This is a genomic window from Citrobacter sp. Cb023 (assembly GCF_030336805.1).
Taxonomy (GTDB): domain Bacteria; phylum Pseudomonadota; class Gammaproteobacteria; order Enterobacterales; family Enterobacteriaceae; genus Citrobacter; species Citrobacter braakii.
Map to the genome: position 1 here is coordinate 647471 of NZ_JAOWCV010000038.1, position 21745 is coordinate 669215.

At 52.6% G+C, this 21745-nt stretch carries 21 protein-coding genes, 5 tRNA genes and 1 other RNA gene; 10 read left to right on the forward strand and 17 right to left on the reverse strand.

Translation table 11 applies throughout. The features are described 5' to 3' along the window. Positions 1-138: 138 nt before the first annotated feature. A complete protein-coding gene (locus OGW44_RS16905; RefSeq protein WP_019076314.1) occupies positions 139-957 on the forward strand; it encodes a pyridoxal phosphatase in 819 nt (272 codons plus the stop codon). Here the strand turns inward: OGW44_RS16905 and modC are convergent, their stop codons facing one another. The 4 genes from modC to OGW44_RS16925 form a co-directional block, all read right to left on the reverse strand. Next, a complete protein-coding gene (gene modC / locus OGW44_RS16910) occupies positions 958-2016 on the reverse strand; it encodes a molybdenum ABC transporter ATP-binding protein ModC (RefSeq protein WP_016152328.1) in 1059 nt (352 codons plus the stop codon). Between the two features lie 2 nt (positions 2017-2018). Beyond that, positions 2019-2708, reverse strand: coding sequence for a molybdate ABC transporter permease subunit (gene modB / locus OGW44_RS16915; protein WP_016152327.1), 690 nt, complete (start codon positions 2706-2708; stop codon positions 2019-2021). Next, positions 2708-3481 (reverse strand): molybdate ABC transporter substrate-binding protein, encoded by a 774-nt coding sequence (gene modA / locus OGW44_RS16920; RefSeq protein WP_016152326.1) that lies wholly within the window; start codon positions 3479-3481, stop codon positions 2708-2710. Before modA ends, modB begins: the two co-directional genes overlap by 1 nt. 201 nt (positions 3482-3682) lie before the next feature. Then, positions 3683-3832 carry an AcrZ family multidrug efflux pump-associated protein gene (locus tag OGW44_RS16925; RefSeq protein ID WP_003023026.1) on the reverse strand — a complete coding sequence of 50 codons (150 nt, stop codon included), beginning with the start codon at positions 3830-3832 and terminating at the stop codon, positions 3683-3685. Positions 3833-3962: 130 nt separating this feature from the next. Between OGW44_RS16925 and modE the strand changes: the two genes are divergently transcribed. The 7 genes from modE to gpmA all read left to right on the forward strand — a co-directional run bounded on the left by modE (position 3963) and on the right by gpmA (position 11752). Next, positions 3963-4751, forward strand: coding sequence for a molybdenum-dependent transcriptional regulator (modE, locus tag OGW44_RS16930; protein ID WP_016152325.1), 789 nt, complete (start codon positions 3963-3965; stop codon positions 4749-4751). A 67-nt stretch (positions 4752-4818) separates the two neighbouring features. After that, positions 4819-6291, forward strand: a complete 1473-nt coding sequence (modF, locus tag OGW44_RS16935) for a molybdate ABC transporter ATP-binding protein ModF (RefSeq protein ID WP_109017321.1) — start codon at positions 4819-4821, stop codon at positions 6289-6291. A 217-nt stretch (positions 6292-6508) separates the two neighbouring features. Then, positions 6509-7525 carry a UDP-glucose 4-epimerase GalE gene (galE, locus tag OGW44_RS16940; protein ID WP_131405738.1) on the forward strand — a complete coding sequence of 339 codons (1017 nt, stop codon included), beginning with the start codon at positions 6509-6511 and terminating at the stop codon, positions 7523-7525. 9 nt (positions 7526-7534) lie between these two features. Further along, positions 7535-8581, forward strand: coding sequence for a galactose-1-phosphate uridylyltransferase (gene galT, locus OGW44_RS16945; protein ID WP_016156021.1), 1047 nt, complete (start codon positions 7535-7537; stop codon positions 8579-8581). A 3-nt stretch (positions 8582-8584) separates the two neighbouring features. Continuing rightward, positions 8585-9733 carry a galactokinase gene (gene galK, locus OGW44_RS16950; protein WP_047359465.1) on the forward strand — a complete coding sequence of 383 codons (1149 nt, stop codon included), beginning with the start codon at positions 8585-8587 and terminating at the stop codon, positions 9731-9733. Further along, complete coding sequence (gene galM / locus OGW44_RS16955; RefSeq protein WP_019076309.1) at positions 9727-10767, forward strand: galactose-1-epimerase; 1041 nt, start codon at positions 9727-9729, stop codon at positions 10765-10767. Before galK ends, galM begins: the two co-directional genes overlap by 7 nt. 232 nt (positions 10768-10999) lie before the next feature. Then, the gene (gpmA, locus tag OGW44_RS16960) at positions 11000-11752 is read left to right on the forward strand and encodes a 2,3-diphosphoglycerate-dependent phosphoglycerate mutase (protein WP_003022999.1); all 753 of its coding nucleotides are present in this window, start codon (positions 11000-11002) and stop codon (positions 11750-11752) included. 155 nt (positions 11753-11907) lie between these two features. On the opposite strand, the gene aroG is transcribed toward gpmA, so the two are convergent. Continuing rightward, the gene (gene aroG / locus OGW44_RS16965; protein WP_016152319.1) at positions 11908-12960 is read right to left on the reverse strand and encodes a 3-deoxy-7-phosphoheptulonate synthase AroG; all 1053 of its coding nucleotides are present in this window, start codon (positions 12958-12960) and stop codon (positions 11908-11910) included. A gap of 317 nt (positions 12961-13277) precedes the next feature. Between aroG and OGW44_RS16970 the strand changes: the two genes are divergently transcribed. Then, a complete protein-coding gene (locus tag OGW44_RS16970; protein ID WP_046275981.1) occupies positions 13278-13652 on the forward strand; it encodes a YbgS-like family protein in 375 nt (124 codons plus the stop codon). Positions 13653-13765: 113 nt separating this feature from the next. After that, on the forward strand, positions 13766-14707 hold the full coding sequence (gene zitB / locus OGW44_RS16975; RefSeq protein ID WP_019076308.1) for a CDF family zinc transporter ZitB: 942 nt from the start codon (positions 13766-13768) through the stop codon (positions 14705-14707). Positions 14708-14712: 5 nt separating this feature from the next. Here zitB and pnuC read toward each other — a convergent pair whose 3' ends face one another. The 12 genes from pnuC to tolA all read right to left on the reverse strand — a co-directional run bounded on the left by pnuC (position 14713) and on the right by tolA (position 21698). Beyond that, positions 14713-15432 (reverse strand): nicotinamide riboside transporter PnuC, encoded by a 720-nt coding sequence (gene pnuC / locus OGW44_RS16980; protein WP_016152316.1) that lies wholly within the window; start codon positions 15430-15432, stop codon positions 14713-14715. Positions 15433-15459: 27 nt separating this feature from the next. Beyond that, positions 15460-16503 carry a quinolinate synthase NadA gene (gene nadA / locus OGW44_RS16985; protein WP_016152315.1) on the reverse strand — a complete coding sequence of 348 codons (1044 nt, stop codon included), beginning with the start codon at positions 16501-16503 and terminating at the stop codon, positions 15460-15462. Between the two features lie 258 nt (positions 16504-16761). Further along, positions 16762-16887, reverse strand: a non-coding RNA gene (locus OGW44_RS16990) — RtT sRNA. A gap of 29 nt (positions 16888-16916) precedes the next feature. Beyond that, positions 16917-16992, reverse strand: a tRNA-Lys gene (locus OGW44_RS16995). Positions 16993-17024: 32 nt separating this feature from the next. Further along, positions 17025-17100 (reverse strand) — tRNA-Lys (locus OGW44_RS17000). Positions 17101-17248: 148 nt separating this feature from the next. Next, positions 17249-17324: transfer RNA gene (locus OGW44_RS17005), tRNA-Lys, on the reverse strand. A gap of 3 nt (positions 17325-17327) precedes the next feature. After that, positions 17328-17403 (reverse strand) — tRNA-Val (locus tag OGW44_RS17010). A 26-nt stretch (positions 17404-17429) separates the two neighbouring features. Continuing rightward, positions 17430-17505 (reverse strand) — tRNA-Lys (locus tag OGW44_RS17015). A gap of 165 nt (positions 17506-17670) precedes the next feature. Continuing rightward, entirely contained in the window at positions 17671-18459 is a 789-nt protein-coding gene (cpoB, locus tag OGW44_RS17020; RefSeq protein WP_047415200.1) for a cell division protein CpoB, read from the reverse strand. A gap of 9 nt (positions 18460-18468) precedes the next feature. Continuing rightward, positions 18469-18987 carry a peptidoglycan-associated lipoprotein Pal gene (pal, locus tag OGW44_RS17025; RefSeq protein WP_003022983.1) on the reverse strand — a complete coding sequence of 173 codons (519 nt, stop codon included), beginning with the start codon at positions 18985-18987 and terminating at the stop codon, positions 18469-18471. 34 nt (positions 18988-19021) lie between these two features. Then, entirely contained in the window at positions 19022-20314 is a 1293-nt protein-coding gene (tolB, locus tag OGW44_RS17030; protein WP_003022981.1) for a Tol-Pal system beta propeller repeat protein TolB, read from the reverse strand. Between the two features lie 127 nt (positions 20315-20441). Further along, positions 20442-21698 (reverse strand): cell envelope integrity protein TolA, encoded by a 1257-nt coding sequence (gene tolA, locus OGW44_RS17035; RefSeq protein WP_016152313.1) that lies wholly within the window; start codon positions 21696-21698, stop codon positions 20442-20444. Positions 21699-21745 lie beyond the last annotated feature (47 nt).

Here is a 21745-nt window from a genome sequence, read left to right on the forward strand (position 1 = left end):
GCTGCAATTGCCTGACACACGCCTAAGGTAGACGCTTTTAACGGTGAATGCTTAATTAAGGCGCAGAATTTTGTCCGGCTCCCGTCTCGGTGTACCATTCCAGCAGATAAAATTCTCAACCTTAATCTGGAAATAACTATGACCGCACGCGTGATTGCCCTGGATTTAGACGGTACCCTGTTGACCCCGAAAAAAACCTTGCTGCCATCTTCTGTTGAAGCGCTCGCGCGCGCCAGAGAAGCAGGATACCAACTTATCATTGTCACAGGTCGCCATCACGTTGCTATTCATCCTTTTTATCAGGCACTGGCGCTGGATACACCTGCAATTTGCTGCAACGGCACCTACTTGTATGATTATCAGGCAAAAACGGTACTGGAATCCGATCCCCTTCCGGTAAACCAGGCATTACAGCTGATCGAAATGCTGGATGAACATCAGATCCACGGGCTGATGTATGTGGATGAGGCCATGCTGTATGAGCGCCCAACCGGGCATGTGGTGCGTACCGCTAACTGGGCGCAAACCCTGCCGCCGGAACAGCGCCCGACCTTCACCCAGGTGCCTTCGCTGGCGCAGGCCGCACATGACGTTAACGCCGTCTGGAAATTTGCCCTCACCGACGAAGATATTCCGAAACTGCAGCAGTTTGGTAAGCATGTTGAACAACAGTTGGGGCTGGAGTGTGAATGGTCCTGGCACGATCAGGTCGACATTGCCCGTAAAGGCAACAGCAAAGGACGACGCCTTACCCAGTGGATTGAAGCACAGGGCGGGTCAATGGAAAACGTCATTGCCTTTGGTGATAACTTTAACGATATCAGCATGCTGGAAGCCGCAGGTACCGGCGTGGCGATGGGTAATGCGGACGACGCGGTCAAAGCGCGCGCCAACATCGTAATTGGTGACAACACCACCGACAGCATCGCGAAATTTATCTACTCCCACCTGCTGTAATCACGCGGTAATCGATACGCTCTTAATTTGCGCGTACAGCCACAGGCCAGGTTTGATACCCAGTTCATCCCTGGCCCACGGGCTGATCCTCGCCCACAGCGTTTTACCGCCCACTTCAAGCTGAACCTCCACCTGACCATTATCGTCATAGCACTGCGCGACTTTCGCCCGCAGCACGTTACGAATACTGGTCTGCTGCGGCGGTTGAAGCACCAGCGAAACATCAGATGCCTGAATACGAATACGCAGCGCAGTTTGCAGCGGTTGATCCAGCTTATTGACCCATAGATGCTGATCGCCAAGCGCCAGTGCAGTCATTGCGTAATGTGGATGATGTTCCAGCACGCTGACTTTCAGAATGCTGCTTTGCTGTTCCTTTGGTAGCCACGGGTGCATCACGCTGCTGCCCCAGACATCTTCCAGCGAACCGAACGCTTTGACCTGCCCATTTTCCAGCACCATCACTTTGTCTGCCAGGTGCAAGATTTCATCGAGCGAGTGGCTGACGTACAGCATCGGAATATTAATTTCACGCGCCAGGCGTTGCAGGTAAGGCAACAGTTCGCGCTTACGTGGGATATCCAGCGAGGCTAACGGCTCATCAAGCAACAACAGTTCCGGCGCGGTAAGCAGCGCCCGACCGATGGCTACGCGCTGTTTTTCACCGCCAGAAAGCCCGCCGGGCAGACGGTCAAGCAGCGATTCAATGCCCAACAGGGCCACCAGCTTATCAAACTGTCCGGCCATACTTTTCGCCATACCGTAACGCAGGTTGCCGCGCACTTTATAATGCGGAAACAGGCGCGCATCCTGGAAAACATAGCCCACCCGGCGTTTTTCGGGCGTTAAACAGATACCGTTCTCGACGTCGTTCAAAACCCGACCGTTAAGCACGATGCGCCCGGACTGCGGCTGCGTCAGGCCGCTGATGGCGTTAATCAGCGAGGTTTTACCCGCGCCGGAAACGCCAAAAATAGCGGTGATCCCACTGGCTGGCAGCGTTTCGTTAAGCGTCAGACAATGCGTCCCCAGCGTTTGGGAGAAATTAAGTTCCAGCATGATTACCGCCCCGTCCGTTCACGGCTAATACGCGCCAGCCATTCAGAAATCAGCAGTGAAATCAGCGCTAACACAATAGAAATGATACATAACCTTGCCGCCGCGCTTTCGCCGCCGGGGGTCTGGATCAGGGTATACATCGCCGACGGGATAGTGCGGGTTTCGCCAGGAATATTGGAGACAAAGGTAATCGTTGCGCCAAATTCCCCGAGGGAACGCGCGAACGCCAGCACCGTACCGACAATAATGCCGGGTAGCATCAGCGGTAAAGTAATCGTGACAAATACGCGCCAGCGTCCAGCGCCCAGCGTGCGGGCCGCCTGCTCCAGCTTGACATCGACACCTTCCAGCGCCAGACGAATAGCCCGTACCATTAGCGGGAAAGACATCACCGCCGCAGCCAATACCGCACCGCGCCAGCTAAAGGCAAAGGTAATGCCAAACCAGTCATACAGCCATTCGCCAATGAATCCGCGGCGTCCCATGGCGACCAACAGCAGATAGCCCACCACGACCGGCGGCAGTACCAGCGGCAAATGCAGAACGCTGTCGAGCAGCGCTTTGCCCGGGAACTTGCATCGCACAAGCAGCCAGGCAAAGAAGATCCCAAACGGCAGACTAAACAACACAGCCAGGGAAGAAACTTTCAGGCTCAGTATAACGGCCTGCCATTCAGGATCGGTCAGTATCATTACTTGGTCGTAAATCCATAACGTTTAAAGATTTCAGCAGCCTGCGGTCCTTTCAGGTAATCATAGAACGCGCTGACCGTTGCGTTTTTGTGCCCATCAACAATTGCGATAGGGTATTCCACTTTTTTGTGTGAATCTTCCGGGAAAGTCGCAACAACTTTTACGCCCTTGCTGGCGACAGCATCGGAACCATAGACGATCCCCAGCGGCGCTTCGTTACGCTCTACCAGCGCCAGCGCACCGCGCACATCTTCGGCAGGTGCCAGTTTCGGGGCCAGGGTATCCCATGCCCCCAATTTTTGCAGCGCTTCTTTAGCATAAATGCCCGCCGGAACATGTTCCGGATCGCCAACGGCCAGACGCCCACCATTTAACAAACGGGTCCAGTTGGTTTTGCTGTCGATGGTGAAGTCTTTCTGCGCACTGTCTTTCGGTGCGACAACCACCAGGCTGTTACCCAACAGCGTTTCACGCGTTGCGGTATCAATCGACTTTTTGTCTACCGCGTAATCCATCCATTTCTGATCGGCAGAGATAAACAGATCGGCCGGAGCGCCTGCTTCAATCTGGCGCGCCAGCGTGGAAGAAGACGCAAAAGAAGAGACAACGTCAACGTTCTTCTCTTTTTTGTATTGCGTCGCAATATCCTGCATCGCGTTAGTCAGTGAAGCCGCTGCGAAAACAGTAATTTTTCCTTCATCCGCCAGCGCATGCCCGGCAACAGTAAGAGAAAGTGTTGCCCCGGCAAACAAGCGTAACCATGTACGTGCCATCTGTAACTCCTTTGCGTTTCGTTATGTAGTCGCAAATATAACGAGTAAACCAGGATTTTCCCAGTGGTTATTGATACCAATTTGAGGTTACACGAAGAAAATATCGGCAGGGAAAGCAGGATCTTGAGAAACGGTAGACAGAGAAAACGGGTTGGAAGGCATAAAAAATATAAACGCCCGACTGAGCGGGCGTTTGGGGAATCAATGATTCTGTCTGGACTGGTCTTTTTGACCGATACCGGAGAAAATGTTGAACACTTCACCCAGTCCGTAAATCAGACCCAGAATGATGGCCATTACCACAGGTACCATGATTACGGCGAATACCAGACTTTTCAATAACTCTAACATGGTCAACTCCAGATGTAGTCCTTAGCTGTATTCTAACCACATAACGCAGAAAAGCACTCCCCTTTTGTGCGGTCGGCTTTGCTCAGGCACGGTTTTCCGTCACAATACCCTTTTTTGCCAGGAGCTTGTGATGCAGGCCGAAATCCTTCTTACGCTGAAACTTCAGCAAAAACTGTTTGCCGATCCCCGTCGCATTTCTCTGCTTAAGCATATTGCGCTTTCCGGTTCTATCAGTCAGGGCGCGAAGGATGCAGGTATTAGCTACAAAAGCGCCTGGGATGCGATTAACGAAATGAACCAACTCAGCGAGCAGACGCTGGTTGAGCGCGCCACCGGCGGCAAAGGCGGCGGCGGCGCGGTATTAACGCGCTACGGCCAACGCTTAATCCAGTTGTATGATTTGCTGGCGCAGATCCAACAAAAAGCCTTTGATGTTTTGAGCGATGACGATGCGCTACCGCTCAATAGCCTGCTGGCGGCTATCTCTCGATTTTCACTGCAAACCAGCGCCCGTAACCAATGGTTTGGCACAATCACCGCCCGCGACCACGATCAGGTCCAGCAGCATGTCGACGTCCTGCTGGCCGATGGCGAAACGCGCCTGAAAGTGGCGATCACTGCGCAAAGCGGCGAGCGTCTGGGTCTTGAGGAAGGCAAAGAAGTACTGATTCTGCTGAAAGCGCCATGGGTGGGAATCACTCAGGACGACGCCATCGCTCAGGCCGCCGATAACCAGTTGCAGGGCACGATTAGCCATATTGAACGCGGTGCGGAACAGTGTGAAGTGCTGATGACGTTGCCAGACGGCCAGACGCTGTGCGCCACCGTTCCGGCCCAAGACGCCGCAACGCTGCAAGAAGGCGCTAACGTCACCGCCTGGTTTAATGCTGACAGAGTGATTATCGCCACGCTGTGCTGAGTAGATTGACATCAGCCTGAAGAACACGTATCCCTGTTATTAATCGCTGCAAATAATGGGATACAAAATGTCATCATTGCAAATTTCGCAAGGCACGTTTCGTCTTAGCGACACAAAAACGCTCCAGTTAGATGCGTTGACGTTAAACGCGGGTGATAGCTGGGCATTTGTTGGCGCTAACGGGAGCGGGAAATCCGCGCTGGCCCGCGCACTGGCGGGTGAGCTGCCGCTTCTGAAAGGCGAGCGCCACTGTCAGTTCACGCGTATTACCCGACTCTCCTTTGAGCAGCTACAAAAGCTAGTCAGCGACGAGTGGCAGCGAAACAACACCGATCTTCTTAGTCCCGGTGAAGACGACACCGGGCGAACCACCGCTGAAATCATCCAGGATGAGGTCAACGATCCCGCCCGCTGCGCTGCGTTGGCGCAGCAGTTTGGCATTTCTTCCCTGCTCAACAGGCGTTTCAAATACCTTTCCACCGGTGAAACACGCAAAACCCTGCTCTGTCAGGCGTTAATGTCCGCGCCGGATTTACTGATCCTTGATGAGCCCTTTGACGGGCTGGATGTGGCGTCACGCCGTCAGTTAGCAGAACTGCTCGCGGAGTTGCATCAGGCCGGCTTTACGCTGGTGCTGGTACTTAACCGCTTTGATGAAATTCCCGAATTCGTGCAGTTTGCTGGCGTACTTGCCGATTGCACACTGACAGAAACCGGCGCAAAAACCGACCTTCTGCAACAGGCATTAATCGCTCAGCTTGCCCATAGCGAGCGGCTGGAAGGAATTCAGTTACCTGAACCGGACGAGCCTTCGGTGCGCCGTACGTTGTCAGATAACGAGCAGCGAATTGTGCTTAACGATGGCACGGTCTCGTATAACGATCGCCCTATCCTTCACCATTTGAGCTGGCAGGTAAATCCGGGGGAACACTGGCAAATCGTCGGCCCCAACGGAGCGGGAAAATCAACTCTGCTCAGTTTAATCACCGGCGATCACCCCCAGGGCTACAGCAACGACCTGACCCTGTTTGGCCGTCGCCGTGGCAGCGGTGAAACTATCTGGGATATCAAAAAACACATCGGCTACGTCAGCAGCAGTCTGCATCTGGATTACCGGGTGAGTACCACAGTTCGCAACGTTATTCTCTCTGGTTATTTTGATTCAATCGGCATCTATCAGGCCGTTTCCGACAGGCAGCACAAGCTGGTGCAACAGTGGCTGGATATCCTTGGCTTCGATAAACGTACCGCGGATGCGCCATTTCATAGTCTTTCCTGGGGACAGCAGCGGCTGGCACTGATTGTTCGCGCGCTGGTTAAACACCCGACGTTGTTGATCCTTGACGAGCCTTTGCAAGGGTTAGATCCGCTCAATCGCCAACTGATTCGCCGTTTTGTGGATGTGCTAATCGGTGAAGGTGAAACTCAACTGCTGTTCGTCTCTCACCACGCCGAAGATGCCCCAGCCTGCATTACCCATCGACTGGAGTTTGTGCCCGAGAACGACATCTACGCCTATCGACTAACGTCTCTGCGTTAGTTTTCATTGCAGGGCGTTTATCACGCCCTTTTTTTCTGCTTTTTTTCAGACAAACGCTGAAATAACAACCTAACATAATGATTTAAAATAAAATAACCATTAAAAATGCGTGAAACTTATGGAGTGTAAACGATTCCACTAATTTATTCCATGTCACACTTTTCGTATCTTTGTTATGCTATGGTTATTGCATACCATAGGCTTAACGGAGCGAATTATGAGAGTATTGGTTACAGGTGGTAGCGGTTACATTGGAAGCCACACTTGCGTGCAGTTGTTGAAAAACGGTCACGAGGTGGTGATCCTGGACAATCTCTGCAACAGCAAACGCAGCGTTTTGCCCGTCATTGAGCGTTTAGGTGGCAAGCAGCCGACCTTCGTGGAAGGGGATATCCGTAACGAAGCGCTGATAACCGAAATTCTACACGATCATGCCATTGACACGGTCATTCATTTTGCGGGTTTAAAAGCCGTTGGAGAATCGGTTGCCAAGCCGTTGGAGTACTATGACAACAACGTCAATGGCACCCTGCGTCTGGTGAATGCAATGCGCGCCGCCAACGTGAAAAACTTCATTTTCAGCTCCTCCGCGACCGTCTATGGCGATCAGCCACAAATTCCTTACGTTGAAAGCTTCCCCACCGGCACGCCGCAAAGTCCGTACGGCAAAAGCAAGCTGATGGTAGAACAAATCCTGACCGACCTGCAAAAAGCACAACCCGACTGGAGTATCGCCTTACTGCGCTACTTTAACCCGGTTGGTGCTCATCCGTCGGGCGATATGGGGGAAGATCCGCAAGGTATTCCCAACAACCTGATGCCTTACATCGCACAAGTTGCCGTGGGCCGCCGCGAGTCCCTTGCCATATTTGGCAACGACTACCCAACTGAAGATGGCACCGGCGTTCGCGACTACATCCACGTGATGGATCTCGCCGACGGCCACGTCGTCGCGATGGAAAAACTGGCGGGCAAACAGGGTGTGCATATTTACAACCTCGGAGCAGGCATCGGCAGCAGCGTACTGGACGTGGTCAACGCCTTCAGCAAAGCCTGCGGTAAACCCATTAATTACCATTTCGCCCCGCGCCGTGATGGCGATCTTCCAGCTTACTGGGCAGATGCCAGCAAAGCCGATCGCGAGCTCAACTGGCGCGTGACCCGTACACTGGATGAAATGGCACAAGACACCTGGCACTGGCAGTCACGCCACCCGCAAGGATATTCGGATTAAGGACTAATCATGACGCAATTCAATCCTGTCGATCATCCACATCGCCGTTTTAACCCGCTCACCGGGCAGTGGATCCTCGTATCACCGCATCGCGCCAAACGCCCTTGGCAAGGCGCACAGGAAACCCCGTCTAAGCAGGTACTGCCTGCACATGACCCGGACTGTTTCCTGTGTGCTGGCAATACGCGCGTGACCGGTGATGTAAATCCGGATTACACCGGGACCTATGTTTTTACCAATGATTTTGCGGCGCTGATGTCTGATACCCCGGACGCGCCGGACAGTCACGATCCGTTGATGCGTTGCCAGAGCGCGCGCGGTACCAGCCGCGTAATTTGCTTCTCGCCCGATCACAGCAAAACGCTGCCAGAACTCAGCGTCCCTGCGCTGACAGAAATCGTAAAAACGTGGCAGGAGCAGACCGAAGACTTAGGGAAAACCTATCCCTGGGTGCAGGTATTTGAGAATAAAGGCGCGGCGATGGGGTGCTCGAACCCGCACCCGCACGGTCAAATTTGGGCCAACAGCTTTTTGCCCAACGAAGCTGAACGTGAAAATCGCCTACAGAAAGCATACTTCGCCGAACAGGGCGCGCCGATGCTCGTTGATTACGTCCAGCGTGAACTGGCAGACGGCAGCCGTACGGTCGTTGAAACTGAGCATTGGCTGGCGGTTGTCCCTTACTGGGCCGCGTGGCCGTTCGAAACGCTGCTGCTGCCGAAAGCGCATGTGCTGCGTATTACCGATTTGACCAACGAGCAGCGTGCTGACCTGGCGCTGGCGTTGAAAAAACTGACCAGTCGTTACGACAACCTGTTCCAGTGCTCATTCCCCTACTCCATGGGCTGGCACGGCGCGCCGTTTAACGGTGAAGAAAACGAACACTGGCAGTTGCACGCGCACTTTTACCCGCCGCTGCTGCGTTCCGCGACCGTGCGTAAATTTATGGTCGGTTATGAAATGCTGGCAGAAACCCAGCGAGATCTGACTGCAGAACAAGCGGCTGAGCGACTGCGTGCGGTCAGCGACATTCATTTTCGCGAATCCGGAGTGTAAATAATGAGTCTGAAAGAAAAAACACAATCTCTGTTTACAGAAACGTTTGGCTACCCTGCCACCCATACTATTCAGGCACCGGGTCGTGTAAACCTGATCGGCGAACATACCGATTATAACGACGGCTTCGTTTTGCCCTGCGCCATCGACTATCAAACCGTCATCAGCTGCGCGGCGCGCGACGATCGAAAAGTACGCGTCATCGCCGCTGATTACGACAATCAGGTTGATGAGTTCTCTCTCGATGCGCCGATTATCGCCCACGATAGCCAGCAGTGGTCAAACTACGTGCGTGGCGTGGTAAAACATCTGCAAAAGCGCAATAACGCCTTTGGCGGCGCGGATCTGGTGATCAGCGGTAACGTCCCGCAGGGTGCGGGCTTAAGCTCTTCTGCCTCACTGGAAGTCGCTGTTGGTACGGTATTCCAGCAGCTCTATCATCTGCCGCTCGACGGCGCGCAGATTGCCCTGAATGGCCAGGAAGCTGAAAACCAGTTTGTCGGTTGTAACTGCGGCATCATGGATCAGCTGATCTCCGCTCTTGGCAAGAAAGATCATGCGCTGCTGATCGACTGCCGTACGCTGGGCACCAAAGCCGTTTCTATGCCTGAGGGCGTAGCGGTGGTGATCATCAACAGCAACTTTAAACGCACGCTGGTCGGCAGCGAATACAACACCCGTCGCGAACAGTGTGAAACTGGCGCGCGTTTCTTCCAGCAGCCAGCGCTGCGTGATGTCAGCCTCGAAGCGTTTAACGCTGTCGCCCACGAGCTGGATCCGATTGTTGCCAAACGCGTGCGCCACGTCATCACGGAAAATGCGCGTACCGTTGAAGCCGCACAGGCACTGGAAAAAGGCGACCTGCTGCGCATGGGCCAGCTGATGGCGGAATCTCACGCCTCAATGCGCGATGACTTTGAAATCACGGTGCCGCAAATTGATACGCTGGTAGAGATTGTCAAAGCGACCATCGGTGATAAAGGCGGTGTGCGGATGACCGGCGGCGGCTTCGGCGGCTGCATCGTGGCGCTGATCCCGCAAGATTTGGTTCCTGCCGTTCAGCAGGCTGTCGCCGCACAGTACGAGGCAAAAACCGGTATTAAAGAAACATTCTACGTCTGCAAACCTTCACAAGGAGCCGGACAATGTTAAACGAAATCCCCGTGCAGGCTCCGGACGGTCAACCGTTTCGCCTGCTCACCCTGCGCAATGACGCAGGGATGGTAGTCACGCTCATGGACTGGGGGGCTACCCTGCTCTCTGCGCGTATACCGCTTAGCGATGGTAGCGTGCGCGAAGCATTACTCGGCTGCGCCAGCCCGGAACAATACCCGGAACAGGCTGCATTTCTGGGGGCTTCGATTGGCCGCTACGCGAACCGTATCGCCAACAGCCGCTATACCTTTGCTGGCGAAACCGTTGAATTACTGCCGAGTCAGGGCAATAACCAACTGCACGGCGGGCCGGACGGTTTCGACAAACGTCGCTGGCAGATAGTCAATCAGAATGACCGTCAGGTGCTGTTCGCCTTAACGTCTGACGATGGCGATCAGGGCTTCCCAGGCCATCTTTGCGCCACCGCGCAGTATCGCCTGACTGATGATAATCGTATTTCGATAACTTATCGTGCCACGGTCGATAAACCCTGCCCGGTGAATCTGACAAATCACGTCTATTTTAACCTCGACGGCGATAAAACGGATGTGCGCCAGCATAAGCTGCAAATTCTGGCGGACGAGTACTTACCGGTTGACGAAATGGGTATCCCGCATGATGGACTGAAATCCGTCGCCGGTAGCACGTTCGATTTCCGCACCCCTAAAATCATCAGTAGTGAATTTCTGGCCGATGACGATCAGCGCAAGGTGAAAGGTTACGATCACGCCTTCCTGCTTCAGGCACAGGGCAACGCGCGTACGCCGGTCGCTCAGTTGTGGTCACAGGATGAAAAACTGCAGATGGTGGTCTACACCTCGGCCCCGGCATTGCAGTTTTACTCCGGTAATTTCCTCGGTGGTACGCCTTCCCGCGGGCCAGAGGCCTACGAAGACTGGCAAGGCCTGGCGCTGGAAAGTGAATTTCTGCCGGACAGCCCGAACCACCCCGAGTGGCCACAGGCGGATTGCTTCCTGCGTCCGGGTGAAGAGTATGCCAGCGTGACGGAATATCAGTTTATTCCAGCTTGATCGTTTCCCCTCCCAGGCCCGATGACGTATCTTTTCGGGCCTGGTGCTTGTTAATCACAGTAGAACCGCTCAAATCCCCACCACTCAAAGACAAAATCGCAACCTTGAGTTCACAAGAACCTTACACTGTAGCGCTATTTTCGCTATGGTTATGCGTAAGCATTGCCGCTTACACATTACGGCAATATAATGAGAATTATTATCATTCGATATGATTTATAGGAGTGAATGTATGGCTGTAACTAAGCTGGTTCTGGTACGTCACGGTGAAAGTCAGTGGAACAACGAAAACCGTTTTACCGGTTGGTATGATGTTGATCTGTCCGAGAAAGGCGTGGGCGAAGCAAAAGCGGCAGGAAAACTGCTGAAAGAGGAAGGCTACAGCTTTGATTTTGCTTATACCTCCGTGCTGAAACGTGCCATCCACACCCTGTGGAACGTACTGGACGAACTGGATCAGGCCTGGCTGCCGGTTGAGAAATCCTGGAAACTGAACGAACGCCATTACGGTGCGCTGCAGGGTTTGAACAAAGCAGAAACCGCTGAAAAATACGGTGATGAGCAGGTTAAGCAGTGGCGTCGCGGCTTTGCGGTTACCCCGCCGGAACTGACCAAAGACGACGAGCGTTACCCGGGTCACGATCCGCGTTATGCGAAGCTGACCGACAAAGAGTTACCGGTTACCGAAAGTCTGGCGCTGACTATCGATCGCGTTATCCCTTACTGGAATGAAACCATTCTGCCGCGCATGAAAAGCGGTGAGCGCGTAATTATCGCCGCTCACGGTAACTCTCTGCGTGCGCTGGTTAAATACCTGGATAACATGGGCGAAGATGAGATCCTTGAACTGAACATCCCGACCGGCGTACCGCTGGTGTATGAGTTCGACGAAAACTTCAAGCCGATCAAACACTACTATCTGGGTAACGCTGACGAGATCGCAGCAAAAGCGGCGGCCGTTGCGAACCAGGGTAAAGCGAAGTAATTTTCGCGGTAAGTTGAAGACAAAGCGTGGATTTCTCCACGCTTTTTTATTTCGGCCCTACAAGAAAATGTAGGCCGGATAAGGCATCGCCGCCATCCGGCAGTCTGCACCGGAATGCCTGATGGCGCTACGCTTCTCAGGCCTATGGGACTTGGTTAACCGCGACGCGCTTTTACCGCATCCGCCAGTTGACGCAACACAGCATCGGTATCTTCCCAACCAATGCAGGCGTCGGTGATGCTCTTACCGTAGGTTAGCGGCTCACCGCTATCCGGATTCTGATTACCTTCCACCAAATGGCTTTCGATCATCACGCCAATAATTGCTTTTTCGCCACCGGCGACTTGTCCGCAAACATCCTTAGCAACATCCATCTGCTTTTTGAACTGCTTGCTGGAGTTGGCATGGCTGAAGTCGATCATCACTTGCGCAGAGAGTCCTGCTTTGACCAGACCTTCTTTTACGTCCGCAACGTGCTGAGCGCTGTAGTTCGGCTCTTTGCCACCGCGCAGAATGATATGGCAATCGCCATTACCACTGGTATTCACGATCGCTGAATGACCCCATTTGGTGACAGACAGGAAGCAGTGTGGTGCCCCTGCAGCGTTTATTGCATCAATCGCCACTTTGATGGTGCCATCGGTACCGTTTTTAAAACCAACCGGGCAGGACAGACCCGATGCCAGCTCGCGGTGCACCTGAGATTCTGTTGTACGTGCCCCAATCGCGCCCCAGCTCATCAGATCGGCGAGATATTGCGGGGTAATCATATCGAGGAATTCACCCGCAGTCGGCAATCCGCTGTCGTTGATATCCAGCAGCAGTTTACGCGCAATGCGCAGCCCATCATTGATCTGGAAGCTGTTGTCCATGTGCGGGTCGTTGATAAGCCCTTTCCAGCCAACGGTGGTACGCGGTTTTTCAAAATAGACGCGCATGACGATTTCAAGCTCACCTTTTAACGCTTCGCGCAGCGCCAGCAGACGAGTGGCATACTCTTTGGCAGCTGCAGGATCATGAATAGAGCACGGCCCAATCACCACCAGAAGGCGATCGTCGCTCCCTTTCAGAATTTTATGAATCGCCTTACGGGCATGAGCCACCGTATTGGCGGCATTTTCAGTAGCGGGGAATTTTTCCAGCAGTGCGACTGGTGGTAATAACTCGTTGATCTCTTTAATGCGTAAATCGTCGTTCTGATAATTCATGATTATTCCAGCGTTGCCATACTTATATAAATGAATGCAATCCCTCCAATCTATATCTTCAGTCATAAAGTGTAAACGGGGTTTTACACTTTGGACGGATTAATCCTGGAATTGGCCAAAAAAACGCAATAAAGTAGCGAAAAACGAGATCCAAACTACAATTTCTAACTGTAACAGCTTTAATTTTCATATATTTCAAGATTCTATGCTGGTTTTAATTTCCATAGCAAAACGATTAACCACATATTGATGATGTAACTGGCACATGCACTGTTGGAAGACGTTATCCGACATATCGACCTTAACAGGAGCATATTATGCATATGACAAAGCTGGCTTCACTCTTCCTTACCGCTACACTCAGCCTCGCCAGCGGCGCGGCACTGGCTGCTGAAAGCAACACGCAGTCCAATAACGGTCAGGCAAATTCCTCGGCTGATGCAGGACAAGTCGCCCCAGACGCCCGCGAAAACGTGGCGCCAAATAATGTCGACAACAGTAACGTGAATTCAGGTGGCACAATGCTGCACCCGGACGGTTCATCAATGAACCATGAAGGGATGACCAAAGATGAGATGCACAAAAACACGATGTGTAAGGACGGTCGCTGCCCTGATGTGAATAAGAAGGTTGAGACCGGAAACGGCATTAACAATGATGTTGACACAAAAACTGATGGCACCACGCAGTAACGCTGAAATTAAAGCTAATAACGGGAGAGCAATAGCTCTCCTTTTTAATTTTATCATCCCAAAAACGGTATGATGGCATACAGTAAAGATGAGAATAACAAAGGGATGGCATAATGGCGCACGCACATACTCATACTTCCTCTGAGCAACCCAAGGACAATAATGCCCGCCGACTGATGTTCGCATTCTGCATTACAGCCGGATTTATGTTGGTTGAAGTGGTGGGTGGAATACTTTCTGGTTCACTGGCCTTGCTGGCCGACGCCGGGCATATGCTCACGGATGCTGCGGCACTACTTTTCGCGCTGCTGGCCGTCCGGTTTTCCCGTCGCCCGCCCACAATACGACACACCTTCGGCTGGCTGAGGCTCACGACGCTCGCCGCATTTGTTAATGCCATCGCATTGGTCGTTATCACCATTTTAATCGTCTGGGAGGCGATTGAGCGCTTCCAGACACCTCGCCCCGTGGCTGGCGGCATGATGATGGTTATTGCTGTCGCGGGTCTACTGGCCAACGTGCTCGCTTTTTGGGTTTTACATCGCGGCAGTGAAGAGAAAAATCTGAACGTCCGCGCCGCGGCGCTGCATGTGATGGGCGATTTACTCGGCTCGGTCGGGGCAATCATCGCTGCGCTGATTATTATCTGGACGGGCTGGACACCCGCGGACCCAATTCTCTCGATTCTGGTTTCCGTGCTGGTGCTGCGTAGCGCCTGGCGATTGCTAAAAGATAGCGTTAATGAATTACTGGAAGGTGCCCCGCTGACGCTGGATATCGCCGCACTGCAGCGCCATCTCAGCCGGGATATTCCTGAAGTCCGCAACGTTCACCATGTCCATGTCTGGATGGTGGGCGAAAAACCGGTAATGACGCTGCATGTTCAGGTGATCCCGCCACACGATCACGATGCGTTGCTGGAGCGTATTCAACATTTCCTTATCCATCACTACCAGATTGAACACGCCACAATCCAAATGGAGTATCAGCCATGCAATGGGCCGGACTGTCACCTGTATCAGGGCGTGTCCGGCCATTCACATCATCACCATTAATACCATTAATGAGAAAGCGCGTGGGAACCCCGCTCACGCGCACTGTTAATCCACATCCTGCTACCGTTCAGGGCGATAACCGTCAGGATCATATATTCCAGCGACATGGCATATACGCCTTGCAGGGCAAAGATCACAACGCTAATGACGTTAATGATCACCCACAGCAGCCAGTTTTCAACGTATTTGCGCGTCATCAGTATCATCGCTGCAATCGACAGCACCATCATGCAGGAGTCCCAGAACGGGAATGCATCGGGTTGTAGTTCAGGCACAACAACCTGTAATCCCAATGCCTGCATAATATTCACTGCAATGCCTGTCAGAAACGCAAAGACCGGATCGATATAGATCGACATCAGGCCGATCGCCACCACGCAAGCCGCCAGCCAGCCGATCGCTTTTGGAAGCGGTAGCCAGCGAATTTTCAGTTCCGCTTCATGCTGGTTGGTTTGCCGGGACCAGGCATACCAGCCGTAGATATTTGCGGCAAAGAAGAAAACTTGCAGCAACAAGCTGGCATAGAGCTGGATCTGAAAGAAGATAATTGCAAACAGCGTGACGTTTATCAGACCGAAGAAGTAATTGCTGATTTTCTCAAGGCTCGCCAGGCCAATACACAGCAACCCAGCGATCGTTCCCACGGCTTCGATCCACGACAAATCGTAACCACCCGCGCCAATCGGAATATGTACCAGAATGTTCTGCGTGCTAAAAAAGTCCATCTTTTCCCCCAGAGCAAAAATAAATAATTACGCTCGAAGTGTAGCCGCAAATTCCAACATACGGTTTAACGGCAACAGCGCCCCTTCTCTCAGCGAGTCCTCAACATGTATCTCATGAGCCGCGCCGCCATGTTCCAGGCCCTCAGCAATCGCTTTCAGGCCATTCATCGCCATCCACGGACAATGCGCACAGCTGCGACAGGTTGCCCCCTCGCCAGCCGTCGGAGCTTCAAGCAGCTCTTTATCCGGAACGGCCTGCTGCATTTTGTAAAAAATGCCCCGGTCAGTCGCCACAATCAACTGCTTATGCGGTAACGATTTAGCCGCGTTGATGAGCTGGCTGGTTGAGCCAACCGCATCTGCCATATCAACGATAGACTGAGGGGACTCCGGGTGCACCAGCACCGCGGCATCAGGGTAAAGCCCTTTCATGCGTGTTAAAGCCTGGGTTTTAAACTCGTCGTGGACGATACAGGCCCCCTGCCAACAGAGCACGTCTGCGCCGGTCTGTTTTTGCACGTAGTTGCCCAGATGTCTGTCCGGAGCCCAGATGATTTTTTCACCTAAACTATCAAGATGTTCAATAAGTTCAACCGCGATACTGGAAGTCACGACCCAGTCCGCACGTGCTTTAACGGCAGCAGAGGTATTGGCGTAAACCACCACGGTACGATCCGGATGCGCGTCGCAAAATGCGCTGAACGCGTCAATCGGACAGCCCAGATCTAATGAACATTCCGCCTGTAAGGTCGGCATCAGTATGGTCTTTTCCGGGCTGAGAATTTTGGCGGTTTCTCCCATAAACCTCACGCCCGCAACCAGCAGCGTAGAGGCAGAATGCTTTGCACCGAACCGCGCCATCTCCAGAGAATCAGAAATACAGCCCCCGGTCTCTTCCGCTAACTGCTGAATTTCAGGATCGGTGTAATAATGCGCAACCATAACGGCATCACGCTCTTTCAGCAGGCGCTTGATTTTTTCACGATAAAATTGCTTTTCATCCACACTTAGCGGTACTGGCTTCGGCGGAAACGGATAAATTGCTGCTTCTGGATCAAACATCACGCTCATCTTGCTTTCTCGTTTCACTGGCTTAACGAAATAACCGATTAAAAGCGTGACGCACGCCATATTCGGTTTGATTTGTTTTGTATGCTAAACAAGATAGCGGATTGGCGCAGAAAAGTCACAATAATTGCGTGTGATGAATGCCGGATGGCGTCTGACGTCTTATCCGGCCTACACGAGTAGTGTCGTCTGTAGGCTGATAAGCAAAGGACATCAGGCAATCTTATAAATCGCAGATAGTAAAAAGGCGCCTTTTTACACTGGTGGGGCGTGCAGGATGACTCGCTTCGCTTGCCCTTCGGGCCGTCGCCGTGAACGGCTCCGTTGTCTCACTGCGTTCGACCCGAACCTGCTGCAGGTTCGAATCTTATAAATCGCAGATAGCAAAAAGGCGCCTTTAGGGCGCCTTTTTACACTGGTGGGGCGTGCAGGATTCGAACCTGCGACCAATTGATTAAAAGTCAACTGCTCTACCAACTGAGCTAACGCCCCCGTATGGGGTTTACTGCTTCAATTATTCAGGATGGTGGGTCGTGCAGGATTCGAACCTGCGACCAATTGATTAAAAGTCAACTGCTCTACCAACTGAGCTAACGACCCGCTCGGATGTCACCTGAAAATTCTTTACTCGACACCAATATAAGAATTGGTGGGGCGTGCAGGATGACTCGACTTCGTCTCGCCCTAACGGGCCGTTGCTAAAGCAACGTTATCCTTCACGTTTAACACCTAAGTACAATGTTAAAGTTGGTGGGGCGTGCAGGATTCGAACCTGCGACCAATTGATTAAAAGTCAACTGCTCTACCAACTGAGCTAACGCCCCGAGTGGTGGGTGATGACGGGATCGAACCGCCGACCCCCTCCTTGTAAGGGAGGTGCTCTCCCAGCTGAGCTAATCACCCGATACTACGCTGGATACTGCATTAAGTGGTGGGGCGTGCAGGATTCGAACCTGCGACCAATTGATTAAAAGTCAACTGCTCTACCAACTGAGCTAACGCCCCACTTTTTTCGCCGCTTTCGGGCTGTTTGATATCCCTTGGCAACGGCGGCATATATTACTGATTTCAGATTTTAGCGCAACAAAAATTTCGATGTAAATAACTCAACTGCTTAGGAATCACACGACACGACCAGAAATAACACGATTTCTGGTCGCATGGTGGTCATTACATCGCGCCAAGGCGTTTTTGCGCTTGTTTCGCGCCATCAGTGCCAGGATATTTAGTGATAACCTGCTGATAAACCGCTTTAGCTTTTGCTGTGTCACCTTTGTCCTGCATGATGACGCCGACTTTATACATCGCGTCTGCAGCCTTAGGTGATTTTGGGAAGTTTTTAACTACCGAAGCAAAATAGAACGCAGCATCATCTTTTTTACCCTTGTTGTAATTCAACTGACCCAGCCAGTAATTCGCATTGGGCAGGTAAGTAGAGTCCGGGTACTTTTTGATGAAGTTCTGGAATGCTTCAATTGCATCATCCTGGCGGGATTTATCCTGCACTAGAGCAATCGCTGCATTGTAATCGGTATTCGCATCGCCAGTTTGCACGGGAGCCCCTGACGTTGCTGCAGCTCCCGTATCAGGTGCAGGGGTTGCCGCCCCACTCTGATCGCCCCCTGTAGACTGTGCCGCAGGCGCACTACCGCTGCCAAGATTATTCATCTGCAGCAATATCTGCTTCTGTCGCTCAACAACCTGATTCAGTTGATATTGATTTTCCTGAATTTGACCACGCAGGGAATCGATATCGGACTGATTATCGGAGAGTTGTTGCTGGAGTTGGGTTAAAAGCTGACTGTGAGCGTTAGAAATACGCTCGAGTTGAGTGACACGGTCTTCGACCGAGCCTGAGCCGACACTACTGATTGGCGCCTGTGCAAAAGCGGCCCAGGGGGCCGCTATGCCAACCAGTAACGACAGACTCAACAGGTGATGTCTGAAGTTACTGCTCATGCAATTCTCTTAGTAAACCAGTACGGCGCGACGGTTTTTGGCGTAAGCCGCTTCGTCATGACCCAGTACTGCAGGTTTTTCTTTACCGTAAGAAACGATGGAGATCTGGTCAGCAGAAACGCCTTTACCCTGCAGGTACATCTTAACGGCGTTCGCACGACGCTCACCCAGGGAGATGTTGTACTCAGGAGTACCACGTTCGTCCGCATGACCTTCTACGGTGACTTTGTAAGACGGGTTGCTACGCAGGAAGTTAGCGTGAGCATCCAGCATTGCAGCGAAGTCAGAACGGATATCGTACTTGTCCAGATCGAAGTAAACGATGTTGTTCTGCTGCAGCTGTTGCATCTGAAGACGCGCTTGCTCTTCAGAAGACATGTTGCCGCTGCCGTTTGCATCCATACCAGTGCCGGCACCCAGCATGCCTTCGCTGCCGTCATTGCTGGCGTTCTTGTTAGAAGAACACGCTGCAATAGCCATAACAGGCAGAGCAATCATCAGCCCTTTCAGCACTTTGTTCAGTTGCATTTCAATGATTCCTTTATTAATCAATTATTTATTATCACAGATACGGCGACCAGGCAGGGAATTTAACCTGACCATCAGTTGCCGGAAGACGCGCTTTGAAACGCCCATCTGTAGAAACCAAATTCAGCACGGATCCCATCCCCTGAGAAGAGCTGTAGATTACCATAGTGCCGTTAGGTGCCAGACTTGGCGTTTCATCCAGGAACGTTGACGACAGGACTTGTACGCCACCCGCTACCAGATCTTGTTTGGCAATGTGCTGCTGACCATTGGCTGAGCTTACCATTACCATAAACTTACCGTCGCTGCTCACATCCGCATCCTGGTTTTGCGAACCTTCCCAGGTAATACGCTGCGGAGCACCGCCGTTGACGTTAACTTTATATACCTGCGGACGACCGGCCTGGTCAGAGGTAAAGGCCAGGTTTTGGCTGTCCGGGAACCAGGTAGGTTCCGTGTTGTTGCTGCGACCATCCGTCACCTGACGGATCTGACCGGAACCAATGTCCATGACATACAGGTTCAGGCTACCGGTTTTAGACAGGGCAAACGCCAGTTTGCTGCCATCCGGAGAAAACGCAGGTGCACCGTTGTGACGTGGGAACGACGCTACCTGACGAACCGCGCCATTAGACAACGTCTGAATAACCAGCGCAGAACGACCGCTTTCGAAAGTGACGTATGCCAGTTTCGAACCGTCCGGAGACCATGCCGGAGACATCAGCGGCTGCGGAGAACGGTGTACCACGAACTGGTTGTAGCCATCGTAGTCGGATACACGTAATTCGTACGGGAACTGGCCGCCGTTCGTCTGAACAACATAAGCGATACGGGTACGGAATGCACCTTTAATACCGGTCAGTTTTTCAAACACTTCGTCACTTGCAGTATGGCCCGCGTAACGCAACCACTGCTTGTTCACTTTATAGGTGTTCTGTGCCAGTACGGTACCCGGTGCGCCACCGGTATCTACCAGTTGATAAGCAACGCTGTAGGAACCATCCGGATTTGGCGTAACCTGACCTACTACCACGGCATCAATACCCAGCGCAGACCATGCGGCAGGTTGAACTTCCTGTGCGGTACCCGGCTGCTGCGGCAGACGAGAACGGTCTAACGGATTAAATTTACCGCTGTTACGCAGGTCAGCGCCTACGATACCACCGATATCTTCAGGTGCAGCACCCGGCCCTGCCCACTGGAAGGGGACAACACCAATCGGGCGTGCCGAGTCCACCCCCTGGGTGATCTCGATACGTACTTCTGCGTGCAGCACCGCTGCCCACAGCATCAGAAAACCAAATGCTACTCGTAATGCCTGCTTCATCATATCTCCCTTATCTGGACGGAAAGCCCACGATAATTTAGCAGAATGTTAACAAACTCAAATACACAAAACTACCAGAACGCTGTCTCAACCTTAGACCGTTTCCCCTGAATTCTCAGGGACGTTATTACAGTTTAAAGTCCAGCTTGGCATCTTTTACTTTTTCATAAACAGCCTGGCTAGGCGGTTTAGGAATTCTGGCTGTTTTCGCAGCCGTCAGCGCAGCCTGACACAATGCCGGATCTCCGCCCTCTTCGGTCACATCCAGTAACAGACCATCGGGTGCTAACTTGATATGTAATACGCAAGATTTACCCGCATACAAATCGGCACCATACAGACGGCTCTGGATCGCATTACGAATTTGAGATGCGTAAGCACTGATATCAGCGCCAGATGCACCGCCATTTGCACCACTTGTACCACTATCTTTCGCCGGTTGACCGTTTCCTTTCGCTCCACCACCTGATTTCGGTGCATTCTTACCGGAGCTTAAGTCGCCCAACAAGTCGTCAACGCCAGAGGCTGCAGCTGCTTTTTCGGCCGCAGCCTTTTTCGCAGCCGCCGCTTTATCTGCCGCAGCTTTCTTATCGGCAGCGGCTTTCTCGGCTGCAGCTTTTTTATCTGCTGCTGCTTTTTCCGCTGCGGCTTTCTTATCAGCCGCAGCCTTTTCAGCAGCGGCAGCTTTCGCGGCAGCGGCTTTTTCTGCTTTCTCCGCAGCAGCTTTCTCGGCTGCTGCTTGCTTAGCGGCTTCAGCCTGAGCTTTCTTCGCAGCGTCTGCGGCAGCCTTAGCAGCTTGTGCTTCGGCAATTTTCTTCGCATCAGCGGCGGCTTTAGCGGCTTCAGCCTCTGCTTTTTTCTGTGCGTCCGCAGCGGCTTTCTTCGCGGCATCTGCCGCTTGTTTCGCCTGAGCATCAGCTTTGGCCTTCGCGTCTGCAGCAGCCTTCGCCGCAGCTTCTTCAGCCTGTTTCTGTTGCTCTTGCGCTTTCGCGGCGGCGGCTTCGGCCTGTTTCTGCTGTTCCGCCTGTTCGCGCACTTTTTCTTGCGCGGCTAAACGTTCTTTTTCAAGTTGCTTCAGTCGCTCTTGCTCGGCCGCCTGCTTCTCGCGAAGTTCCTCAGCTTGCTGCTGCGCCTGTTTTTCACGCTGCTCTTCTGCACGTTTAGCACTTGCCTGCTGTTGCTGTTGCCTGTCGTACTGTTGCACAACGGCGCCAGGATCGACCATAACGGCGTCGATGGACGAACCGCCACCGCCGCCGGCTGAAGCATCAATGTGCTCATCGAACGAACTCCAGATCAGCGCTGCAAATAAAATGACATGCAGCACCGCTGAAATAATTATCGCCCTTTTGAGCTTGTCGTTTTGTTCGGTTGCCTTTGACACTCTCGGTTCCCAAAAAACTGTTCGCCTGTTACGCGCTATCTTTCAAG

Bases quoted from the DNA above. Each gene is read 5' to 3' on its own strand.
- OGW44_RS16905 (WP_019076314.1), top strand. From the start codon at position 139: ATGACCGCACGCGTGATTGCCCTGGATTTAGACGGTACCCTGTTGACC.
- modC (WP_016152328.1), bottom strand. From the start codon at position 2,016: ATGCTGGAACTTAATTTCTCCCAAACGCTGGGGACGCATTGTCTGACG.
- modB (WP_016152327.1), bottom strand. From the start codon at position 2,708: ATGATACTGACCGATCCTGAATGGCAGGCCGTTATACTGAGCCTGAAA.
- modA (WP_016152326.1), bottom strand. From the start codon at position 3,481: ATGGCACGTACATGGTTACGCTTGTTTGCCGGGGCAACACTTTCTCTT.
- OGW44_RS16925 (WP_003023026.1), bottom strand. From the start codon at position 3,832: ATGTTAGAGTTATTGAAAAGTCTGGTATTCGCCGTAATCATGGTACCT.
- modE (WP_016152325.1), top strand. From the start codon at position 3,963: ATGCAGGCCGAAATCCTTCTTACGCTGAAACTTCAGCAAAAACTGTTT.
- modF (WP_109017321.1), top strand. From the start codon at position 4,819: ATGTCATCATTGCAAATTTCGCAAGGCACGTTTCGTCTTAGCGACACA.
- galE (WP_131405738.1), top strand. From the start codon at position 6,509: ATGAGAGTATTGGTTACAGGTGGTAGCGGTTACATTGGAAGCCACACT.
- galT (WP_016156021.1), top strand. From the start codon at position 7,535: ATGACGCAATTCAATCCTGTCGATCATCCACATCGCCGTTTTAACCCG.
- galK (WP_047359465.1), top strand. From the start codon at position 8,585: ATGAGTCTGAAAGAAAAAACACAATCTCTGTTTACAGAAACGTTTGGC.
- galM (WP_019076309.1), top strand. From the start codon at position 9,727: ATGTTAAACGAAATCCCCGTGCAGGCTCCGGACGGTCAACCGTTTCGC.
- gpmA (WP_003022999.1), top strand. From the start codon at position 11,000: ATGGCTGTAACTAAGCTGGTTCTGGTACGTCACGGTGAAAGTCAGTGG.
- aroG (WP_016152319.1), bottom strand. From the start codon at position 12,960: ATGAATTATCAGAACGACGATTTACGCATTAAAGAGATCAACGAGTTA.
- OGW44_RS16970 (WP_046275981.1), top strand. From the start codon at position 13,278: ATGCATATGACAAAGCTGGCTTCACTCTTCCTTACCGCTACACTCAGC.
- zitB (WP_019076308.1), top strand. From the start codon at position 13,766: ATGGCGCACGCACATACTCATACTTCCTCTGAGCAACCCAAGGACAAT.
- pnuC (WP_016152316.1), bottom strand. From the start codon at position 15,432: ATGGACTTTTTTAGCACGCAGAACATTCTGGTACATATTCCGATTGGC.
- nadA (WP_016152315.1), bottom strand. From the start codon at position 16,503: ATGAGCGTGATGTTTGATCCAGAAGCAGCAATTTATCCGTTTCCGCCG.
- cpoB (WP_047415200.1), bottom strand. From the start codon at position 18,459: ATGAGCAGTAACTTCAGACATCACCTGTTGAGTCTGTCGTTACTGGTT.
- pal (WP_003022983.1), bottom strand. From the start codon at position 18,987: ATGCAACTGAACAAAGTGCTGAAAGGGCTGATGATTGCTCTGCCTGTT.
- tolB (WP_003022981.1), bottom strand. From the start codon at position 20,314: ATGAAGCAGGCATTACGAGTAGCATTTGGTTTTCTGATGCTGTGGGCA.